This window comes from Enterobacter sp. 301B, from assembly GCF_003850715.1.
GTDB lineage: Bacteria > Pseudomonadota > Gammaproteobacteria > Enterobacterales > Enterobacteriaceae > Enterobacter > Enterobacter intestinihominis.
In genome coordinates this window covers 1-20,155 of record NZ_PQTC01000004.1, presented here as the reverse complement: position 1 = coordinate 20,155, position 20,155 = coordinate 1, and the positions used below count along the sequence as shown (strand labels likewise).

The 20,155-nt window shown below is 54.7% G+C and carries 20 protein-coding genes; 12 read left to right on the top strand and 8 right to left on the bottom strand.

The annotated features are described in order from the left end of the window. The first annotated feature begins 2 nt into the window (after window positions 1–2). The 8 genes from lpxA to tilS all read left to right on the top strand — a co-directional run bounded on the left by lpxA (window position 3) and on the right by tilS (window position 11,059). On the top strand, window positions 3–791 hold the full coding sequence (gene lpxA / locus C3451_RS05700) for an acyl-ACP--UDP-N-acetylglucosamine O-acyltransferase (RefSeq protein ID WP_003856164.1): 789 nt from the start codon (window positions 3–5) through the stop codon (window positions 789–791). Then, window positions 791–1,939 (top strand): lipid-A-disaccharide synthase, encoded by a 1,149-nt coding sequence (lpxB, locus tag C3451_RS05695; RefSeq protein WP_023305467.1) that lies wholly within the window; start codon window positions 791–793, stop codon window positions 1,937–1,939. Before lpxA ends, lpxB begins: the two co-directional genes overlap by 1 nt. Then, complete coding sequence (gene rnhB / locus C3451_RS05690; RefSeq protein WP_022647112.1) at window positions 1,936–2,532, top strand: ribonuclease HII; 597 nt, start codon at window positions 1,936–1,938, stop codon at window positions 2,530–2,532. The genes lpxB and rnhB overlap by 4 nt, the downstream gene beginning before the upstream one ends. Window positions 2,533–2,570: 38 nt before the next feature. Further along, a complete protein-coding gene (gene dnaE, locus C3451_RS05685; protein WP_045623160.1) occupies window positions 2,571–6,053 on the top strand; it encodes a DNA polymerase III subunit alpha in 3,483 nt (1,160 codons plus the stop codon). A gap of 12 nt (window positions 6,054–6,065) precedes the next feature. Next, entirely contained in the window at window positions 6,066–7,025 is a 960-nt protein-coding gene (gene accA / locus C3451_RS05680; protein WP_003856154.1) for an acetyl-CoA carboxylase carboxyl transferase subunit alpha, read from the top strand. A 100-nt stretch (window positions 7,026–7,125) separates the two neighbouring features. Continuing rightward, entirely contained in the window at window positions 7,126–9,258 is a 2,133-nt protein-coding gene (locus C3451_RS05675; RefSeq protein ID WP_045623162.1) for a lysine decarboxylase LdcC, read from the top strand. A 66-nt stretch (window positions 9,259–9,324) separates the two neighbouring features. Beyond that, a complete protein-coding gene (locus C3451_RS05670; protein WP_022647115.1) occupies window positions 9,325–9,714 on the top strand; it encodes a VOC family protein in 390 nt (129 codons plus the stop codon). A gap of 58 nt (window positions 9,715–9,772) precedes the next feature. Beyond that, on the top strand, window positions 9,773–11,059 hold the full coding sequence (gene tilS / locus C3451_RS05665; RefSeq protein WP_045623164.1) for a tRNA lysidine(34) synthetase TilS: 1,287 nt from the start codon (window positions 9,773–9,775) through the stop codon (window positions 11,057–11,059). A gap of 26 nt (window positions 11,060–11,085) precedes the next feature. Here tilS and rof read toward each other — a convergent pair whose 3' ends face one another. Both rof and C3451_RS05655 read right to left on the bottom strand, forming a co-directional pair. Continuing rightward, window positions 11,086–11,346, bottom strand: a complete 261-nt coding sequence (gene rof / locus C3451_RS05660) for a Rho-binding antiterminator (RefSeq protein WP_003856148.1) — start codon at window positions 11,344–11,346, stop codon at window positions 11,086–11,088. Further along, complete coding sequence (locus C3451_RS05655; RefSeq protein ID WP_003856146.1) at window positions 11,333–11,533, bottom strand: YaeP family protein; 201 nt, start codon at window positions 11,531–11,533, stop codon at window positions 11,333–11,335. Before C3451_RS05655 ends, rof begins: the two co-directional genes overlap by 14 nt. Before the next feature lie 195 nt (window positions 11,534–11,728). Between C3451_RS05655 and C3451_RS05650 the strand changes: the two genes are divergently transcribed. Genes C3451_RS05650 through nlpE form a run of 3 tightly spaced genes read left to right on the top strand, consistent with a single transcriptional unit; the run spans window position 11,729 to window position 13,425 of the window. Continuing rightward, entirely contained in the window at window positions 11,729–12,274 is a 546-nt protein-coding gene (locus C3451_RS05650; protein ID WP_058677792.1) for a YaeQ family protein, read from the top strand. Next, complete coding sequence (arfB, locus tag C3451_RS05645) at window positions 12,271–12,687, top strand: alternative ribosome rescue aminoacyl-tRNA hydrolase ArfB (protein ID WP_022647119.1); 417 nt, start codon at window positions 12,271–12,273, stop codon at window positions 12,685–12,687. Before C3451_RS05650 ends, arfB begins: the two co-directional genes overlap by 4 nt. A gap of 39 nt (window positions 12,688–12,726) precedes the next feature. Beyond that, entirely contained in the window at window positions 12,727–13,425 is a 699-nt protein-coding gene (gene nlpE, locus C3451_RS05640; protein WP_006810026.1) for an envelope stress response activation lipoprotein NlpE, read from the top strand. Between the two features lie 46 nt (window positions 13,426–13,471). Here nlpE and proS read toward each other — a convergent pair whose 3' ends face one another. The 6 genes from proS to metN all read right to left on the bottom strand — a co-directional run bounded on the left by proS (window position 13,472) and on the right by metN (window position 19,051). Beyond that, complete coding sequence (gene proS, locus C3451_RS05635; protein WP_023305473.1) at window positions 13,472–15,190, bottom strand: proline--tRNA ligase; 1,719 nt, start codon at window positions 15,188–15,190, stop codon at window positions 13,472–13,474. Between the two features lie 112 nt (window positions 15,191–15,302). Continuing rightward, entirely contained in the window at window positions 15,303–16,010 is a 708-nt protein-coding gene (gene tsaA / locus C3451_RS05630; protein ID WP_023299375.1) for a tRNA (N6-threonylcarbamoyladenosine(37)-N6)-methyltransferase TrmO, read from the bottom strand. Beyond that, window positions 16,007–16,411 carry an Rcs stress response system protein RcsF gene (rcsF, locus tag C3451_RS05625; RefSeq protein WP_003856133.1) on the bottom strand — a complete coding sequence of 135 codons (405 nt, stop codon included), beginning with the start codon at window positions 16,409–16,411 and terminating at the stop codon, window positions 16,007–16,009. Before rcsF ends, tsaA begins: the two co-directional genes overlap by 4 nt. Window positions 16,412–16,517: 106 nt before the next feature. Beyond that, the gene (metQ, locus tag C3451_RS05620; protein WP_006810023.1) at window positions 16,518–17,333 is read right to left on the bottom strand and encodes a methionine ABC transporter substrate-binding lipoprotein MetQ; all 816 of its coding nucleotides are present in this window, start codon (window positions 17,331–17,333) and stop codon (window positions 16,518–16,520) included. 40 nt (window positions 17,334–17,373) lie between these two features. Further along, the gene (locus C3451_RS05615) at window positions 17,374–18,027 is read right to left on the bottom strand and encodes a methionine ABC transporter permease MetI (protein ID WP_003856130.1); all 654 of its coding nucleotides are present in this window, start codon (window positions 18,025–18,027) and stop codon (window positions 17,374–17,376) included. Continuing rightward, window positions 18,020–19,051, bottom strand: a complete 1,032-nt coding sequence (gene metN, locus C3451_RS05610; RefSeq protein WP_023299376.1) for a methionine ABC transporter ATP-binding protein MetN — start codon at window positions 19,049–19,051, stop codon at window positions 18,020–18,022. The genes C3451_RS05615 and metN overlap by 8 nt, the downstream gene beginning before the upstream one ends. 188 nt (window positions 19,052–19,239) lie before the next feature. Between metN and gmhB the strand changes: the two genes are divergently transcribed. Continuing rightward, entirely contained in the window at window positions 19,240–19,806 is a 567-nt protein-coding gene (gene gmhB, locus C3451_RS05605) for a D-glycero-beta-D-manno-heptose 1,7-bisphosphate 7-phosphatase (protein ID WP_022647122.1), read from the top strand. Window positions 19,807–20,155: the final 349 nt, after the last annotated feature.

The following is a 20,155-nucleotide window of genomic DNA, read 5'->3' as shown; positions in this document are numbered from 1 at the left end:
ACGTGATTGATAAATCCGCCTTTATTCATCCTACCGCCATTGTGGAAACGGGTGCCATCATTGGCGCAAACGTCCACATTGGCCCGTTTTGTATTGTTGGACCCCATGTCGAAATTGGTGAGGGTACAGTACTGAAATCTCACGTTGTCGTGAATGGTCATACCACCATTGGCTGCAACAATGAGATCTATCAGTTCGCCTCCATCGGCGAAGTTAACCAGGATCTTAAGTATGCTGGCGAACCGACCCGCGTGGAAATCGGCGATCGTAACCGCATTCGCGAAAGCGTCACCATTCATCGTGGTACAACGCAAGGCGGTGGATTGACGAAGGTGGGCAGCGACAACCTGTTTATGGTTAATGCGCATATTGCGCACGACTGTACCGTGGGTAGCCGCTGTATTCTCGCCAACAACGCAACGCTGGCGGGGCACGTATCGGTCGATGATTTCGCAATTATTGGCGGCATGACCGCAGTCCATCAGTTCTGCATCATCGGTGCACACGTGATGGTCGGCGGGTGCTCCGGTGTGGCGCAGGACGTCCCACCGTTTGTGATTGCGCAGGGCAACCATGCCACGCCGTTTGGCGTGAACATTGAAGGCCTTAAGCGTCGTGGCTTTAGCCGCGAAGCGATTACCGCGATCCGCAACGCGTACAAATTGCTGTACCGTAGCGGTAAAACGCTGGAAGAGGCGAAGCCGGAAATTGCCGAGCTGGCGAATAAGCACCCTGAAGTGAAAACGTTCATGGAATTCTTTGAACGTTCAACCCGTGGTCTGATTCGTTAATGGTCGACAGTCGTCCGCTTACTATCGCCCTGGTCGCCGGAGAAACCTCCGGCGATATTCTTGGTGCAGGTCTTATCCGCGCGCTTAAAGCCCGTGTACCCAATGCCCGCTTTGTGGGCGTGGCTGGGCCGCTGATGCAGGCCGAAGGCTGTGAAGCCTGGTATGAAATGGAAGAGCTGGCTGTGATGGGCATCGTCGAGGTGCTGGGCCGCCTGCGTCGCCTGCTGCATATTCGCGCCGATCTTACCCGCCGCTTTACCGACCTCAAGCCCGATGTCTTTGTCGGCATTGATGCACCTGATTTCAATATTACCCTTGAAGGGAACCTGAAAAAGCAGGGGATCAAAACTATCCATTACGTCAGCCCGTCCGTGTGGGCGTGGCGACAGAAACGCGTTTTCAAAATCGGACGGTCCACCAATCTGGTGCTGGCTTTTCTGCCTTTCGAAAAAGCGTTTTACGACAGGTTTAATGTCCCGTGCCGTTTTATCGGTCATACCATGGCGGATGCCATGCCGCTGGACCCTGATAAAAATGCGGCGCGTGACGAACTGGGCATCCCGCATGATGTGCACTGTCTGGCGCTGCTGCCAGGGAGCCGGGGTGCGGAAGTTGAAATGCTCAGTGCCGATTTCCTGAAAACGGCGCAAATTCTCCGCAAGACGTACCCAGACCTTGAAGTGGTCGTGCCGCTGGTGAATGCCAAACGCCGCGAGCAGTTTGAGCGTATCAAAGCCGAGGTTGCCCCGGATCTTCACGTCCGCCTGCTGGACGGGAAAGGGCGGCAAGCCATGTTTGCGAGCGATGCCGCACTGCTGGCTTCCGGCACGGCTGCGCTGGAGTGTATGCTGGCAAAATGCCCAATGGTGGTCGGTTATCGCATGAAACCGTTTACCTTCTGGCTGGCAAAACGTCTGGTAAAAACAGACTACGTATCCCTGCCAAACCTGCTTGCAGGTCGCGAGCTGGTGAAAGAACTCTTGCAGGATGAATGCCAGCCGCAGGCACTGGCTGATGCATTACTGCCGCTGCTGGCCAACGGTAAAACCAGCCACCAGATGCATGATACTTTCCGTGAACTGCATCAACTGATCCGCTGTAATGCTGATGAGCAGGCGGCCGATGCGGTGCTGGAGTTAGCACAATGATGGAATTTATTTATCCCCATACCCACCTCGTTGCCGGTGTGGATGAAGTCGGTCGTGGTCCGTTAGTGGGTGCCGTTGTGACCGCAGCGGTGATCCTCGATCCAGCCCGCCCGATCCCTGGCCTGAACGACTCGAAAAAACTGAGCGAAAAGCGCCGCCTGGCGCTGTTCGATGAAATTAAAGAGAAGGCGCTGGCCTGGAGTCTCGGGCGCGCAGAGCCGGATGAGATCGACGATCTGAACATTCTGCACGCCACCATGCTGGCGATGCAGCGTGCCGTTGCTGGCCTGAAGATTGTGCCTGAGTATGTGCTGATCGACGGTAACCGTTGCCCGGCGCTGCCAATGCCTTCCATGGCTGTTGTTAAAGGCGATAGCCGCGTCGCGGAAATCAGTGCGGCGTCAATCATTGCCAAAGTGACGCGCGATGCCGAAATGGCCGCGCTGGACCTCACTTATCCCGCGTATGGTTTCGCCCAGCACAAGGGATATCCAACGGCTTTCCATCTGGAAAAGCTGGCTGAACATGGCGCAACTGAACATCATCGGCGCAGCTTTGGCCCGGTGAAACGCGCGCTGGGACTGGTGTCCTGAATCAAGACGCAAGCAATTAAGTAACGCGGGATCTGAAGATGGCTGAACCACGTTTCGTACACCTGCGGGTGCATAGCGACTACTCCATGATCGATGGGCTGGCAAAGACCGGGCCGCTGGTAAAGAAGGCGGCCTCGCTTGGCATGCCTGCGCTGGCGATCACCGATTTTACCAACCTGTGTGGCCTGGTGAAGTTCTACGGAACGGCGCATGGCGCAGGATTAAAGCCCATCGTCGGCGCGGATTTCCACGTGCAGAGCGACCTGCTCGGCGATGAGATGACGCAAATTTCCGTGTTAGCCATGAATAACACGGGCTATCAGAACCTCACTCTGCTGATCTCAAAAGCCTACCAGCGCGGCTACGGCGCGCTGGGTCCATGGATTGACCGCGACTGGCTGGCGGAGCTGAACGAAGGTCTGCTGCTGATCTCCGGTGGCCGTATGGGTGATGTCGGCAAATGTCTGCTGCGCGGGAACAACGTGCTGGTGGATCAGTGCGTCTCGTTCTACGAAGAGCATTTCCCGGATCGCTATTACCTGGAGCTAATCCGTACCGGGCGTGCGGATGAAGAGAGCTATCTGCATGCGGCCGTCGCCCTGGCGGAAGCGCGTGGCCTGCCTGTGGTAGCCACCAACGATGTGCGCTTTCTTGAGCCGGGCGATTTTGACGCGCATGAAATTCGCGTCGCTATCCACGACGGCTTCACCCTCGACGATCCGAAACGTCCTCGCAACTACTCATCGCAGCAGTACATGCGCAGCGAAGAGGAAATGTGTGAGCTCTTCTCCGACATCCCGGAAGCGCTGGAAAACAGCGTAGAGATTGCCAAGCGCTGCAACGTCACCGTGCGTCTCGGCGAATATTTCCTGCCGCAGTTCCCGACGGGCGACATGACCACGGAAGATTTCCTGGTCATGAAATCGAAAGAGGGCCTTGAAGAGCGTCTGGAATTCCTCTTCCCGGATGAAGCGGTCCGTAAAGAGAAGCGTCCTGAATATGACGAGCGTCTGGATATTGAACTCCAGGTGATCAACCAGATGGGGTTCCCTGGCTACTTCCTGATCGTAATGGAGTTCATCCAGTGGTCGAAGGATAACGGCGTACCGGTTGGCCCGGGCCGTGGTTCAGGTGCCGGCTCGCTGGTGGCGTATGCGCTGAAAATCACCGACCTCGATCCGCTGGAATTCGACCTGCTGTTCGAACGTTTCCTTAACCCGGAACGTGTCTCCATGCCCGACTTCGACGTCGACTTCTGCATGGAAAAACGCGACCAGGTGATTGAGCACGTGGCCGATATGTACGGTCGTGATGCGGTTTCACAGATCATTACCTTCGGTACGATGGCGGCGAAAGCGGTTATCCGCGACGTGGGCCGCGTTCTGGGCCACCCCTACGGTTTTGTCGATCGAATCTCTAAGCTGGTGCCGCCCGATCCGGGCATGACCCTGGCGAAAGCCTTTGAAGCTGAACCTCAGCTGCCGGAAATCTACGAAGCCGACGAAGAGGTGAAAGCGCTGATCGACATGGCGCGCAAGCTGGAGGGCGTCACGCGTAACGCCGGTAAGCATGCGGGGGGCGTGGTTATCGCCCCGACCAAAATCACCGACTTCGCGCCGCTGTACTGCGATGAAGCGGGCCAGCATCCGGTCACCCAGTTCGACAAGAACGACGTTGAATACGCCGGGCTGGTGAAGTTCGACTTCCTTGGTTTGCGTACGCTGACCATCATCAACTGGGCGCTGGAGATGATCAACGCCCGCCGTGAGAAGAACGGCGAGCCGCCGCTGGATATCGCGGCTATCCCGCTTGATGACAAGAAAAGTTTCGACATGCTGCAACGCTCCGAGACGACAGCCGTCTTCCAGCTTGAATCCCGCGGCATGAAAGATTTGATTAAGCGTCTGCAACCAGACTGCTTCGAAGATATGATCGCGCTGGTGGCTCTGTTCCGTCCGGGCCCGTTGCAGTCGGGGATGGTAGATAACTTTATCGACCGTAAGCACGGGCGCGAAGAGATTTCCTATCCGGATGTGCAGTGGCAGCATGAAAGCCTGAAACCGGTACTGGAGCCAACCTACGGCATCATCCTGTATCAGGAACAGGTCATGCAGATCGCCCAGGTGCTTTCTGGTTACACCCTTGGCGGCGCAGATATGTTGCGTCGTGCGATGGGTAAGAAAAAGCCGGAAGAGATGGCCAAGCAGCGTTCTATCTTTGAAGATGGGGCGAAGAAAAACGGCGTCGATGGCGAACTGGCGATGAAAATCTTCGACCTTGTGGAAAAATTCGCCGGGTACGGATTTAACAAATCCCACTCCGCCGCTTATGCTTTGGTGTCGTATCAAACGCTGTGGCTCAAGGCCCACTATCCCGCTGAGTTTATGGCGGCGGTAATGACCGCCGATATGGACAACACCGAAAAGGTGGTTGGCCTGGTGGACGAGTGCTGGCGCATGGGGCTGAAGATCCTGCCGCCGGATATTAACTCTGGCCTGTACCATTTCCACGTCAACGATGACGGGGAAATCGTCTATGGGATCGGCGCGATCAAGGGCGTGGGTGAGGGGCCGATCGAGGCGATCATCGAAGCGCGTAACAACGGTGGCTATTTCCGCGAGCTGTTCGACCTGTGCGCCCGCACCGATACCAAAAAACTGAACCGCCGCGTGCTGGAAAAACTGATCATGTCCGGTGCGTTTGACCGGCTGGGGCCACACCGCGCCGCGCTGATGAACTCGCTCGGCGATGCGCTGAAAGCGGCCGATCAGCATGCTAAAGCGGAAGCCATTGGCCAGGCGGATATGTTCGGCGTGCTGGCGGAAGAGCCAGATCAGATCGAGCAGTCCTATTCCAACTGCCAGCCCTGGCCAGAACAGGTGGTGCTGGATGGGGAGCGTGAGACGTTAGGCCTGTACCTGACGGGACACCCGATCAACCAGTATCTGAAAGAAATTGAGCGCTATGTCGGCGGCCACAGGCTTAAAGACATGCATCCGACAGAACGTGGTAAAATCACCACGGCTGCGGGGCTCGTGATTGCTGCAAGGGTAATGGTCACCAAGCGCGGCAATCGTATCGGCATCTGTACCCTGGATGACCGTTCCGGGCGTCTGGAGGTGATGTTGTTCACCGACGCGCTGGATAAATACCAGCAATTGCTGGAAAAAGACCGCATACTTATCGTCAGCGGACAGGTCAGCTTTGATGACTTCAGCGGGGGGCTTAAAATGACCGCCCGCGAAGTGATGGACATTGACGAAGCCCGGGAAAAATATGCTCGCGGGCTTGCTATCTCGCTGACGGACAGGCAAATTGATGACCAGCTTTTAAACCGACTCCGTCAGTCTCTGGAACCCCACCGCTCGGGGACCATTCCAGTACATCTCTACTATCAGAGGGCGGATGCACGTGCGCGGTTGCGCTTTGGTGCAACGTGGCGTGTCTCTCCGAGCGATCGTTTACTGAACGATCTCCGTGGCCTCATTGGTTCGGAGCAGGTGGAACTGGAGTTTGACTAATACAGGAATACTATGAGTCTGAATTTCCTTGATTTCGAACAGCCGATTGCAGAGCTGGAAGCGAAAATCGATTCTCTGACAGCCGTAAGCCGTCAGGATGAAAAACTGGATATTAACATCGACGAAGAAGTGCATCGTCTGCGTGAAAAAAGCGTAGAACTGACGCGCAAAATCTTTGCCGATCTCGGCGCATGGCAGATCGCCCAGCTGGCGCGTCATCCACAGCGTCCGTACACCCTGGATTATGTCCGCCTGGCGTTTGACGAATTTGACGAACTGGCAGGCGACCGCGCATACGCTGACGATAAAGCTATCGTCGGCGGTATCGCGCGTCTTGATGGACGTCCGGTGATGATCATTGGTCACCAGAAAGGCCGTGAAACCAAAGAGAAGATCCGTCGTAACTTCGGTATGCCAGCACCAGAAGGCTACCGTAAGGCCCTGCGTCTGATGGAGATGGCTGAGCGTTTCAATATGCCAATCATCACCTTCATCGACACACCGGGTGCTTACCCGGGTGTTGGCGCAGAAGAGCGCGGTCAGTCTGAAGCCATCGCACGCAACCTGCGTGAGATGTCTCGCCTGAAAGTGCCGGTCATCTGTACCGTTATCGGTGAAGGTGGTTCCGGCGGTGCGCTGGCAATTGGCGTGGGCGATAAAGTGAATATGCTGCAGTACAGCACCTATTCCGTTATCTCTCCGGAAGGCTGTGCCTCCATTCTGTGGAAAAGTGCCGATAAAGCGCCGCTGGCTGCGGAAGCGATGGGCATCATTGCCCCACGTCTGAAAGAGCTGAAGCTGATCGACACCGTTATCCCTGAACCGCTGGGTGGCGCGCACCGTAAGCCGGAAGTGATGGCTGCTTCCCTGAAAGCGCAGCTGCTGGCAGACCTGGCTGATCTGGACGTGCTGAGCACAGAAGATCTGCTCAACCGTCGTTATCAGCGTCTGATGACCTACGGTTACGCGTAAGCCTCACAATTATCCTAAAAGCCGCACATTGTTGCGGCTTTTTTTATACCTGCCGTTTACCTTAACTATGCTTATCTGATGTTTTTCAAGGAGGTAAACCATGAACATCATTGCCATCATGGGGCCACACGGCGTCTTTTATAAAGACGAACCCATCAAGGAGCTGGAGCAAGCCCTTAAAGCACGCGGATATCAGCTAATCTGGCCGCAAAACAGCGCCGACCTGCTGAAATTCATCGAACACAATCCGCGCATATGTGGCGTGATATTCGACTGGGACGAATACGACATGGAGTTGTGCAGCGAGATCAATAAGCTCAACGAATATCTTCCGCTGTACGCCTTTATCAACACTCACTCGACCATGGACGTCAGCGCCCACGATATGCGTATGGCGCTGTGGTTCTTCGAATACTCACTCGGCGTTGCCGAGGACATTGCGACCCGCATTCAGCAGTACACCGGCGAATACCTTGATAACATCACCCCGCCGTTTACGCGTGCGCTGTTCACCTATGTGAATGAAGGGAAGTACACCTTCTGTACGCCAGGCCACATGGCGGGAACGGCCTATCAAAAAAGCCCGGTAGGGTGCCTGTTCTACGATTTCTTTGGCGGCAATACGCTGAAGGCGGACGTGTCGATTTCAGTGACCGAGCTGGGCTCGCTGCTGGATCATACCGGCCCGCATCTGGAAGCCGAAGAGTACATCGCCCGGACCTTTGGTGCCGAGCAGAGCTACATGGTGACCAACGGAACCTCGACATCGAACAAGATCGTCGGCATGTATGCCGCGCCTGCCGGTAGCACCCTGCTGATTGACCGGAACTGCCATAAATCACTGGCGCATTTGCTGATGATGAGTGACGTCGTGCCGCTCTGGCTGTCTCCCACGCGTAATGCGCTGGGGATCCTCGGCGGCATTCCTCGCCGTGAGTTCGCGCATGAAGCCATTGAAAATAAGATCGCGGAGATCCCCGAGGCAAGCTGGCCTGTGCATGCGGTGATCACCAACTCCACCTATGACGGGCTGCTTTACAACACGAACTGGATCAAGCAGACGCTGGACGTGCCGTCGATTCACTTTGACTCCGCGTGGGTGCCTTACACCAATTTCCACCCGATTTACTCGGGTAAAAGTGGGATGAGCGGCGAGCGGGTGCCGGGCAAGGTGTTCTTCGAGACGCAGTCGACGCACAAAATGCTGGCCGCGTTTTCCCAGGCGTCTCTCATTCACATCAAGGGCGAATACGACGAGGACACCTTCAACGAAGCCTTTATGATGCACACGACCACGTCGCCGAGCTACCCGCTGGTGGCGTCCATCGAAACGGCGGCGGCGATGTTGCGCGGCAATCCCGGGAAACGCCTTATTAATCGTTCGGTGGAGCGGGCGCTGCATTTCCGAAAAGAGGTTCAGCGACTTAAAGATGAAGCGGACGGCTGGTTCTTTGATATCTGGCAGCCGGAAGAGATTGATGAAGCAGAATGCTGGCCCGTCGCGCCGGGGGAGAGCTGGCACGGTTTTCGGGATGCTGATGCAGACCACATGTTCCTCGATCCGGTTAAGGTGACGATCCTGACGCCGGGTATGGATGAGCAGGGTGTGATGGGTGAGGAAGGGATCCCGGCTGCGCTGGTGGCGAAGTTCCTTGATGAACGCGGCGTGGTGGTGGAGAAAACCGGCCCCTATAATTTGCTGTTCCTGTTCAGTATCGGGATCGATAAAACCCGCGCGATGGGGCTGCTGCGCGGACTGATGGAGTTTAAGCGCGCATACGATCTTAACCTGCGGGTGAAGAATATGCTGCCGGATCTCTACGCGGAAGATCCTGACTTCTACCGCAATATGCGTATTCAGGATCTGGCCCAGGGGATCCACAGGCTGATCCGCCAGCACGATCTGCCGCGCCTGATGCTGCAGGCATTTGATGTTCTGCCTGAAATGAAGCTGACGCCGCACAGGGCGTGGCAGCGCCAGGTGAAAGGGGAGGTTGAAACCATTGAGCTGGAGAACCTGGTCGGGCGGGTATCAGCCAACATGATCCTGCCTTATCCGCCGGGCGTACCGCTGCTGATGCCGGGCGAGATGATCACCGAGGAGAGCCGGGCGGTGCTCGATTTCCTGCTGATGCTCTGTTCGATAGGGCGCCACTATCCGGGCTTTGAGACGGATATTCACGGTGCGAAACGCGATGATAACGGCGTGTACTGGGTGAGAGTCCTAAAATAAAAGGGGCCGCTTGCCAGGGGCGGGTTGTCGGTTGTAACGTTCAGGGCACCATAAAAAGGAGAAACTATGCTGGGTTTAAAAGCTGTTCATCATATTGCGATCATTGCCACCGATTACGCGAAAAGTAAGGCTTTTTACTGCGACATTCTCGGCTTTACGCTGTTGAGCGAGGCCTACCGCGAGGAGCGCGATTCCTGGAAAGGCGATCTGGCGTTAAACGGACAATATGTGATTGAACTGTTCTCTTTTCCTTTCCCGCCAGCGCGTCCTTCGCGCCCGGAAGCCTGCGGCCTGCGCCACCTGGCCTTCAGCGTCGATAACCTGGACAGCGCGGTAAAGCATCTGGAAGCCCACGGCGTGGCCTGTGAAGCAATTCGCATCGATCCCTTCACCGATAAACGTTTCACTTTTTTCAACGATCCGGACGGTCTGCCGCTGGAGCTTTATCAGCAGTAATCGCCGTCATGTGTGATAATGCCCGTTCAGTTCGGGCATTTTTTATGTGTAATTTCCTATGACCTTACCCGCTATCGCGCACGCCGTTTCATCCTACCGCCAGCTGCTGGTGGGGTTCAGCGGTGGCCTGGATTCCACCGTTTTGCTGCACCGTCTTAAGCTCTGGCGCGACCGTGAGCCTGACGTCCAGCTGCGGGCGATGCATATCCATCACGGCTTAAGCCCCCATGCCGACGACTGGGTGGCGCACTGCGAAGCGGTGTGCTCAGGGTGGGCGATCCCGCTAATCGTTGAACGCGTCACGCTTGAGGATGAAGGGCTGGGTATTGAGGCGCAGGCGCGCAAAGCCCGCTACGCCGCTTTTTCCGGCGCGTTACAGCCTGGAGAAGCGTTGGTCACCGCGCAGCATCTGGACGACCAGTGCGAGACGTTTTTACTGGCGCTCAAGCGGGGCAGCGGGCCTGCGGGTTTATCCGCCATGCCTGAGCGTGCTGGTTTTGCTGAAACAGAGCTCATCCGCCCGCTACTGGGTGAGACGCGCGCATCAATGGAAGCCTGGGCGCAGCAACATCATCTGCGCTGGATTGAAGACGAAAGCAATCAGGACGACAGTTACGACCGTAACTTCCTGCGCCTGCGCGTCTTACCGCTGCTGAGTGAGCGCTGGGCCCATTTTTCCGAAGCGGTGGCCAGAAGTGCCATGCTTTGTGCTGAACAGGAAAGCTTGCTGGATGAGTTGCTGAGCGGGGAGCTGAATACGCTGACTACCGCTGACGGTGCCCTTAACATTGCGCCGTTGAAAGTGATGAGCCCCGTGCGTCGGGCTGCTCTGATTCGTCGCTGGCTGGCTTCCCACCGTGCGGTTATGCCGTCCCGGGCGATGCTCAACCGTATCTGGGAAGAAGTTGCACAGGCGCGGGAAGATGCCGCACCGTGTATACACCTGAATGGTTATGACGTCAGGCGCTATAAAGAGCAACTCTGGTGGGTGAAATCTGTGCCGTCGCTGGCTGACGTTGTGCTTGACTGGCCGTCGCCGGAAAAAGCATTAACGCTACCGTTGAATGCCGGTGTCGTTGCGTTAAGCCATTCGGGCAATGTGCGTCTACCTGAGCCGGACGAGAACGTCACCATACGCTTCAGGGCCAGCGGCATGCTGCATATCGTTGGGCGTAACGGCGGGCGTAAACTGAAGAAAATCTGGCAGGAACAGAACGTTCCGCCCTGGCGACGTGATACCACGCCGCTTCTGTTTTACGGCGACACGCTCATCGCGGCGGCAGGTGTGTTTATTACCCAGGAAGGGTGGGCTGAAGCGGGTGTCAATTTTGAATGGAAAGCGTAACGGGCAGCCTTGCTGCCCGTTGGTTATCAGGATTCGCTCACCACGACGGTGCCGATTTCCGGATGGCTGAAACTGGCAATTTTGTCGAGGCGTAACTCACGCGTTGCACCTGCATCTTCCACAACCAGGTATTCCACATTTTTACGGGAAACCAGATCGCTGGCCTTTGCCTTTAGCACTTCGCCATCTTTTAGCTCCAGCGTCAGTATTAAATGATGCTGGCAGGCGAGTTCGAGGTTGTCATAGTCATCACAATTGATGGGTTGATAGGTATCATTCATCGACATAATCGCTCACCAGTAAATTCGCCGCAGCATACGCTGCTTTTTCCCTGACCGATTCAGAAAGGCTCTCATCAGAGGCCACTTCATTCAGCACGTTCAATACACAGCCCAACGCATCCGGGATGTACCCCAGATCTCCGCTGGCAATTTCCGCATACCGTCTGCGAATCAACTCACAATAATTATTCACATCACCTCCTGCCAGCGTACTGACTTACTGTGAGATATCATTAAGCCTACGAAGTTAAACTCGGTTTAGCAAGGTGACTATACCATACTCATTTAAGCAATATCAGCGCCTTGATAACGGGGTGCCACCACCTCGTAACAGCCTTTTGCTGCGGTTTTCGCTACAATGTACGCCTGATTCGAAAGGAGTTCTCTCATGGCGCTGAAAGCGACAATTTATAAAGCTGTGGTCAATGTGGCGGATCTTGACCGTAACCAGTTTCTGGATGCGTCATTGACCCTGGCGCGTCACCCTTCTGAAACCCAGGAGCGCATGATGCTGCGCCTGCTGGCGTGGATTAAGTATGCCGACGAGCGTCTGCAATTTACCCGTGGTTTAAGCGCGGAAGATGAACCGGAAGCCTGGCTGCGCAACGATCATCTGGGTATCGATTTATGGATTGAGCTTGGCCTGCCGGATGAACGCCGGATCAAAAAGGCGTGCACCCAGTCAGCTGAAGTGGCGTTGTTTGCCTATAACCAGCGCGCGGCGGAGATCTGGTGGCAGCAAAACAAAAATAAATGTGCGCAGTTCAAAAATCTTACCGTCTGGTATCTGGATGATGAACAACTGGCACAGCTGAGCGCATTCGCCAGCCGGACAATGGCGCTTCAGGCAACGATTCAGGACGGCGCCATCTGGCTTTCCGATTCTCAGAATAATCTGGAAATTTATCTCACGGCCTGGCAGCCCGTATCATGATTGAGTTGTCCCGAAACGTCAGCATCCCTGATCACGAGCTGGAGATCACCGCCATCCGTGCTCAGGGCGCAGGGGGGCAGCACGTTAACAAGGCCTCAACGGCTATCCATTTGCGCTTTGACATCCGGGCCTCCAGCCTGCCAGAGTATTATAAAGAAAGCCTGCTCGCCGCCAGCCATCATCTGATCACCAGTGAAGGTGTGATTGTGATTAAAGCGCAGGAATATCGCAGCCAGGAAATGAACCGGGAAGCGGCACTTTCCAGACTGGCGGCGGTCATAAAAGAGCTGACGGCTGTACAAAAAAGTCGCCGGGCAACACGTCCAACGCGGGCATCGAAAGAACGTCGGTTGTCATCGAAGGCGCAGAAATCCACCGTAAAGTCACTGCGTGGCAAAGTCCGTCATCCGTAATGTGACGAAAGGGACACACTTTTTCATAAGGAATGTATTGTGAAAAAAGCATTATTATCAGCGCTGGCCGTGACAAGCCTGTTCGCGCTTTTTGGCTGTAACAACCGTTCAGAAACACAGGTACTACAGCCAACGCAAAACGAAGAATTGAAGCCGATGCAGCAGAGCTGGCGCGGCGTATTGCCATGTGCAGATTGTGAAGGCATCGAAACCTCTCTGTTCCTGCAAAAAGATGGCACCTGGGTGATGAACCAGCGCTATCAGGGGGCGAAAGAGCCGTCTTCTTTTGCAACATACGGAACATGGGCGCGTACGGCTGAAAAGCTGGTATTGACTGATACCACGGGCGATAAAACGTATTTCCGCGCCAAAGGCGAGGGGATGGAGATGCTCGATCGCGAAGGCAATCCGATTGAATCTCAGTTCAACTACACGCTGGCCCCGGTAAAAGCGACCCTGCCTGCAACCCCAATGGCGATGCGAGGGATGTATTTCTACATGGCGGATGCGGCAATCTTCACTGACTGTGCAACCGGGAAGAAAGTCAGCGTGGCGAACAATGCCCAGCTGGAGCGTGACTATGCCGTCGCGCGCGGTAACGACAGCAAACCAGTGTTGCTGACGGTTGAAGGGCATTTTACGCTGGAGCCAAACCCCGATAGCGGTGAGCTGGTGAAAACGCTGGTGGCAGATAAAGACGCGAAGTTTGCTGCGGGTAAAGACTGCGAAAGCAAATAAGTTATAGCCATTAAAAAACCCCGCACTGGCGGGGTTTTTTTGTTTCTTAGCCTTTGATGGCTTTCACCAGGTAATCAAGAATGTCGCCCGTCTTGAGCATCTGTTTTTCGCCGTTGCGACGGTACTTGTATTCAATCTCGTCGCTGTCGAGGTTACGGTCGCCGATGACGATGGTGTGTGGAATACCGATCAGTTCCATATCAGCAAACATCACGCCAGGACGCTCTTTACGGTCATCCATCAGCACGTCGATACCTTTCGCGCTCAGCTCAGCGTAGAGTTTCTCTGCCAGCTCCTGCACGCGGTAAGACTTGTGCATGTTCATTGGCAGGATCGCCACCTGGAACGGCGCGATGTTATCCGGCCAGACGATTCCGCGTTCGTCATAGTTCTGCTCGATAGCGGCCGCAACAACGCGCGTTACCCCAATGCCGTAGCAGCCCATGGTCAGAACCTGGTTACGACCATCTTCGCCCTGAACGGCAGCGTTCATTGCGCGCGAGTACTTATCGCCCAGCTGGAAGATGTGGCCTACTTCGATACCGCGTTTAATCATCAGGGTACCCTTGCCGTCCGGGCTTGGATCGCCTGCGACCACGTTACGGATGTCAGCCACTTCCGGCGTCGCCACGTCACGATCCCAGTTGATGCCGAAGTAGTGTTTACCGTCGATGTTTGCCCCTGCAGCGAAGTCGCTCATTGCCGCAACGGTGCGGTCAATCACCACAGGAACAGGCATGTTCACCGGACCCAGAGAACCTGGGCCTGCGTTCACCACGGCGCGGATTTCGGCTTCCGTCGCGAAGGTCAGCGGGCTGGCAACCTGCGGCAGCTTCTCGGCTTTCACTTCGTTCAGCTCGTGATCGCCACGGACCAGCAGGGCTACCAGCGGGTAAGCGCTGCCTTCAGCCGATTTCACCAGCAGGGTTTTCACGGTTTTTTCGATCGGCAGATTAAACTGTTCAACCAGCTCAGCGATGGTTTTCGCGTTTGGCGTATCAACCAGCGTCATCTCTTGCGTTGCCGCGCCGCGTGGTTCTTTTGGTGCCAGCGCTTCTGCGAACTCAATGTTGGCGGCGTAATCAGAGGAGTCAGAGAAAATTACATCGTCTTCGCCGCTCTGCGCCAGAACCTGGAATTCATGAGAGGCGCTACCGCCGATTGAACCGGTATCAGCCTGTACAGCACGGAAATCCAGCCCCATGCGGGAGAAGATTTTGCTGTAGGCCACGTACATTTTGTCGTAGGTCTCTTGCAGTGATTCCTGAGAAGTATGGAAAGAGTAGGCATCTTTCATCAGGAATTCGCGAGAGCGCATAACGCCAAAGCGTGGGCGCACTTCGTCACGGAACTTGGTTTGGATCTGGAAGAAGTTCAGCGGCAGCTGTTTGTAAGAGCTCAGCTCGTTACGGATCAGATCGGTGATCACTTCTTCATGCGTTGGGCCGAGGACGAATGGACGATCGCCACGATCGGCAATACGCAGCAGTTCAGGACCGTACTGCTCCCAGCGACCGCTCTCCTGCCACAGTTCAGAAGGCTGAACGACCGGCATTAACACCTCGATAGCACCGGCGTTGTTCATCTCTTCACGCACGATGTTTTCGACTTTTTTCAGGACGCGCACGCCGGTCGGCAGCCAGGTGTATAACCCGGAGGCCAGCTTGCGGATCATCCCGGCGCGCAGCATCAGCTGGTGGCTGATCACCTCGGCGTCGGCAGGTGTCTCCTTCAGAGTGGAGAGCAGATATTGGCTAGTACGCATGTTGTTACGGTTCCATTTCGACGATTGGAACAGGCTGAAACACCAGCCTGACACAAAAAAAGTGGTTTAGTTTACCAGTGTGGCAAAGATGCCAAAAGAGAGGAGAACAAAATTACCTGGGTTCCAGGGCAAACACTTCAAAACCTGCATCAGTTACGCGCCAGCGCACGTTAAAGTCCAGCAGCCAGACGGCGTACGTTTTTCCTGCGTCTTCCTCTTTGCGGTAGGCGGGACGAGGGTCCTGCGCCAGGACTTCGACGATAAAGTCACGCAGACGAGGATAGCGCTTTTCCAGCTGGCTGATTTGCGTCGTTATTTCAGATGTGAAGTAAACCGGCATCTCTGCCTGTGGGGCGTCCTGAGCATAGCTTGCACGGGCATCCGGCAGCGCTTCGGCGAAGGGCAGGTAAGGTTTAATATCGATGACCGGCGTGCCATCAACCAGGTCAAGGCTACCTAACTCCAGGATCACCCGATCTTTCTGACAGCGTATCCCTTTCAGTTCGACCAGCGACATCCCGACTGGATTCGGTCGGAACGTTGAGCGGGTGGCAAAAACTCCCATTCTGGCATTTCCGCCCAGACGAGGAGGACGCACGGTAGGACGCCAGCCGCCTTCCATGGTCTGGTGAAACACAAACACCACCCATAAATGGCTGAATGCCTCAAGCCCGCGCACTGCATCGGCCTGATTATACGGCGCGACAAGATGCAGCTCGCCGCCGCCGTTAAGGACCAGTCCCGGCTGACGCGGCACGGCGAACTTTTCTTTATAAGGGGAGCGGATAACGCCTATCGGCTCGAACTGAAATGAACTCATTTCGCCGTGATGTTAAGCGCAGAACCGATACATACCGCCTGACGGTAGCAGCCCGGCGTACCACTGGTGACCTCGCAACTGTGCAGCAGCACCGCGTTGGCTTTCATTTTCGACGCGTTGATTTGCATACGCTTGCGGGCTGTTGGGATATTTGGAGGGGAGTCCTGATTCGTTGCCTGGCAGGATTCGCCGCTCACTTCGCCCAGTTCACGGAATGGCTTACCGACCAGCTCGTCGGCTTTAGTAATAATACGTACCGGCGCAGCGCGAGGCGCTTTCGGTTTTGCTGGCTCCGCTTTTGGCGGGGTTGCAGTGCTTTGAACGGGTTCAACAGGAGATCTGCTTAGCATAGAACAGCCGCTCAGCATCAGTGCTAAAAGACAGATCGGTAAAGCACGCATAATAGTTCCTCAGTGGATAATCAAAACGTCAGATATTGAAGCAGTTGACCGCACAAATGACAAGACGGGCAAATGCCCGTCTTGATGATATTACACTGAGGTGAGATTACCAGCCTTTAACCGCGCCGCCGTTAAACACCTTATTGGCTTCCTGGTAAACTTCTTCAGACTGATATGCCTGCAGGAATTTCTTCACGTTTTCCGCGTCCTTGTTGTCTTCGCGAGTCACGATCAGGTTGACGTACGGGGAATCTTTGTCTTCAACAAAGATGCCATCTTTCGCAGGGGTCAAACCGATCTGGCTGGCGTAAGTGGTGTTGATAACGGCCAGCGCGATCTGTGCATCGTCCAGAGAACGTGGCAGCTGAGGGGCTTCCAGCTCAACAATTTTCAGATTTTTCGGGTTTTCGGTCACGTCCAGAACGGTCGGCAACAGGCCAACACCTTCTTTCAGTTTAATCAGGCCCACTTTCTGGAGCAGAAGCAGCGAACGGCCAAGGTTGGTTGGGTCGTTAGGGACGGCAACCTGTGAACCCGGCTGGAGTTCATCCAGAGATTTAATTTTCTTGGAATAACCGGCAATCGGGTAAACGAAGGTGTTACCGACAGCAACCAGCTTGTAGCCGCGATCTTTGATCTGTTGATCCAGGTACGGTTTATGCTGGAAGGCGTTAGCGTCAATGTCGCCTTTGCTCAGCGCTTCGTTCGGCAGAACGTAATCGTTGAAGGTCACCAGCTCAACGTCCAGGCCATATTTTTCTTTCGCGATTTTCTGCGCGGCCTCAGCAACCTGCTGCTCTGCACCGACGATAACGCCTACTTTGATGTGGTTCGGATCTTTTTCGTCCTGACCGCAACCCACCAGTGCCAGCGAACCAATCAGTGCGCCTACTGCTGCAAAGGTCTTAAATTTAAACGCCATGTTATATCCTTAACTCGTCGAGTTTGTGTTGTTTGTAACGTTATTTATGCGTAACAGCCCGGACGATACGATCGCCAGAGAATTGGATTAAGTAAACCAGCACAACCAGCAATACCAGAACGGTATTCATTACGGTAGCGTTATAGCCAATATAGCCGTACTGATATCCAATCTGGCCTAAACCGCCAGCACCCACGGCGCCGCCCATCGCGGAATAACCGACCAGGGTGATAAGTGTGATGGTTGCTGCATTCACCAGCCCAGGCAGCGCCTCAGGCAGCAGAACTTTGCGAACGATCTGCATTGGCGTCGCACCCATAGCGCGGGAAGCTTCAATCAGGCCTGTTGGGATTTCCAGCAGGGCGTTTTCCACCATACGGGCGATAAACGGTGCGGCGCCTACGGTTAGCGGGACAATAGCTGCCTGCAAACCAATCGACGTCCCGACAATAACGCGCGTAAACGGAATCATCCACACCAGCAGAATAATGAACGGAATAGACCGGAAAATGTTCACCAGCGCAGAGAGCGTGCGATACAGCTTCGCGTTTTCAATAATTTGACCCGGGCGCGTGACGTACAGCAGTACGCCGACCGGCAGCCCAATCACAAAACCAAAAAAGCCCGATACGAAGGTCATTGCCAGCGTTTCCCAAACGCCGCGAACCAGTAGCCACATCATCGGCTCAGACATAACCCAGCACCTCTACTTTTACGTGATGTTCTTGCAGCCAGGCAATTGCCGCCTGGGTTTCTTCCTGTGTGCCGTGCATTTCCGTCAGCATAATGCCGAACTTCACGCCACCGGCGTAGTCCATCTGCGCGCTAATAATGTTGTTATTCACGTTAAAGCGACGCGCGGTTTCGGACAGCAGCGGTGCGTCAACGGACTGGCCCGTGAACTCCATGCGCAGCATCGGGACGCTGTCAGGCGTTGCGTCTGCTTTTAAACGTTCCAGATAATCTTCCGGAATATCCAGATGCAGTGTGGACTGAATGAACTGCTGAGCCAGAGGCGTTTTCGGGTGCGAGAAGACTTCGCTGACCGTGTCCTGCTCAATCAGCTCACCGTTGCTGATGACGGCGACGCAGTCACAGATACGCTTCACCACGTCCATTTCGTGCGTAATAAGGAGGATAGTCAGGCCCAGACGACGGTTAATGTCTTTCAGCAGTTCCAGGATAGAACGCGTGGTGGCCGGATCTAACGCGCTGGTGGCTTCATCACACAGCAGCACTTTTGGGTTGCTTGCCAGCGCGCGAGCGATTGCTACACGCTGCTTTTGCCCGCCTGAGAGGTTGGCCGGGTAGCTGTCATGCTTATCACCCAGCCCAACCAGATCCAGCAGTTCGGTGACGCGTCGGGTAACCTCTTCTTTTGGTGTGTTATCCAGCTCCAGCGGCAACGCCACGTTTCCAAAAACCGTGCGTGAGGCCAGCAGGTTAAAGTGCTGGAAAATCATGCCAATCTGGCGACGCGCTTTGGTGAGTTCTTTCTCTGAGAGAGCGGTAAGCTCCTGGCCGCCAACTTCTACGCTGCCCTGGGTCGGGCGCTCAAGCAGGTTAACACACCGGATCAGCGTACTTTTACCCGCACCCGATGCGCCAATGACGCCATAAATCTGACCAGCAGGCACATGCAGGCTGACGTTGTTCAGCGCCTGAATGGTTCGGTTCCCCTGCTGGAACACTTTGGTGATATTGGAAAGTTTAATCATTAGATTATTTTTATCGTATGTAAGTTAGCCGTGGCATTTTCTTCTGCCAGATACGGGGAATGACCGTAAACAAAATGGATGTTAAGGCATCCAGACGTCTAAATCAATCCACCTCTGTGCGATGAGCACTTTATTGCGCTGCGATTCATGAGATACTAGCTGAACAAGCCTTTTTCAGGAGCAAACCGGTGGCAAAATCTGTACCCGCAATTTTTCTCGATCGTGACGGCACAATTAATGTGGATCACGGTTACGTCCATGAGATTGATGAGTTCGAATTTATTGAGGGCGTAATAGATGCCATGCGCCAGCTGAAAGAGATGGGCTATGCGCTGGTGGTGGTAACTAATCAGTCCGGTATCGCCCGGGGTAAATTCACCGAAGCGCAGTTCGAGACGCTGACGGAATGGATGGACTGGTCTCTGGCCGATCGTGGCGTCGATCTTGATGGCATCTATTATTGTCCGCATCATCCACAGGGAACAGTAGAAGCGTATCGTCAGACATGTGATTGCCGTAAGCCACACCCGGGCATGTTTATCTCTGCACAGGAATTCCTGCACATTGATATGGCCGCGTCTTTTATGGTGGGCGATAAACTGGAGGATATGCAGGCAGCGGCGGCGGCAGGTGTGGGAACCAAAGTATTAGTGCGGACCGGTAAACCAGTCACCCCAGAAGCAGAAAATGCAGCTGACTGGGTGATAACTAGTCTGGCAGATCTGCCAAAAGAGATTAAAAAGCACCAAAAATAGACGTTTTGGTGAAAAGGTGAGCGGTTGAAATAAAAATGCATTTTTCCGCTTGTCATTCCTCGGCGGCTCCCTATAATGCGCCTCCATCGACACGGCGGATGTGAATCACTTCACAGACTACCCGGTCGGTTGAAGAGAAAAAATCCTGAAATAACGGGTTGACTCTGAAAGAGGAAAGCGTAATATACGCCACCTCGCGACAGAGCGCTGAAGCGCGTCGCAACTGCTCTTTAACAATTTATCAGACAATCTGTGTGGGCACTCAAAGTGACATGGATTCTTAACGTCCTCGGACGAAAAATGAATACCAAGTCTCTGAGTGAACATACGTAATTCATTACGAAGTTTA

What these genes read in the sequence shown, in the direction of transcription:
- lpxB (WP_023305467.1), top strand. Translation starts at nt 791, where the DNA reads ATGGTCGACAGTCGTCCGCTTACTATCGCCCTGGTCGCCGGAGAAACC.
- rnhB (WP_022647112.1), top strand. Translation starts at nt 1,936, where the DNA reads ATGATGGAATTTATTTATCCCCATACCCACCTCGTTGCCGGTGTGGAT.
- dnaE (WP_045623160.1), top strand. Translation starts at nt 2,571, where the DNA reads ATGGCTGAACCACGTTTCGTACACCTGCGGGTGCATAGCGACTACTCC.
- accA (WP_003856154.1), top strand. Translation starts at nt 6,066, where the DNA reads ATGAGTCTGAATTTCCTTGATTTCGAACAGCCGATTGCAGAGCTGGAA.
- C3451_RS05675 (WP_045623162.1), top strand. Translation starts at nt 7,126, where the DNA reads ATGAACATCATTGCCATCATGGGGCCACACGGCGTCTTTTATAAAGAC.
- C3451_RS05670 (WP_022647115.1), top strand. Translation starts at nt 9,325, where the DNA reads ATGCTGGGTTTAAAAGCTGTTCATCATATTGCGATCATTGCCACCGAT.
- tilS (WP_045623164.1), top strand. Translation starts at nt 9,773, where the DNA reads ATGACCTTACCCGCTATCGCGCACGCCGTTTCATCCTACCGCCAGCTG.
- rof (WP_003856148.1), bottom strand. Translation starts at nt 11,346, where the DNA reads ATGTCGATGAATGATACCTATCAACCCATCAATTGTGATGACTATGAC.
- C3451_RS05650 (WP_058677792.1), top strand. Translation starts at nt 11,729, where the DNA reads ATGGCGCTGAAAGCGACAATTTATAAAGCTGTGGTCAATGTGGCGGAT.
- arfB (WP_022647119.1), top strand. Translation starts at nt 12,271, where the DNA reads ATGATTGAGTTGTCCCGAAACGTCAGCATCCCTGATCACGAGCTGGAG.
- proS (WP_023305473.1), bottom strand. Translation starts at nt 15,190, where the DNA reads ATGCGTACTAGCCAATATCTGCTCTCCACTCTGAAGGAGACACCTGCC.
- tsaA (WP_023299375.1), bottom strand. Translation starts at nt 16,010, where the DNA reads ATGAGTTCATTTCAGTTCGAGCCGATAGGCGTTATCCGCTCCCCTTAT.
- rcsF (WP_003856133.1), bottom strand. Translation starts at nt 16,411, where the DNA reads ATGCGTGCTTTACCGATCTGTCTTTTAGCACTGATGCTGAGCGGCTGT.
- metQ (WP_006810023.1), bottom strand. Translation starts at nt 17,333, where the DNA reads ATGGCGTTTAAATTTAAGACCTTTGCAGCAGTAGGCGCACTGATTGGT.
- C3451_RS05615 (WP_003856130.1), bottom strand. Translation starts at nt 18,027, where the DNA reads ATGTCTGAGCCGATGATGTGGCTACTGGTTCGCGGCGTTTGGGAAACG.
- metN (WP_023299376.1), bottom strand. Translation starts at nt 19,051, where the DNA reads ATGATTAAACTTTCCAATATCACCAAAGTGTTCCAGCAGGGGAACCGA.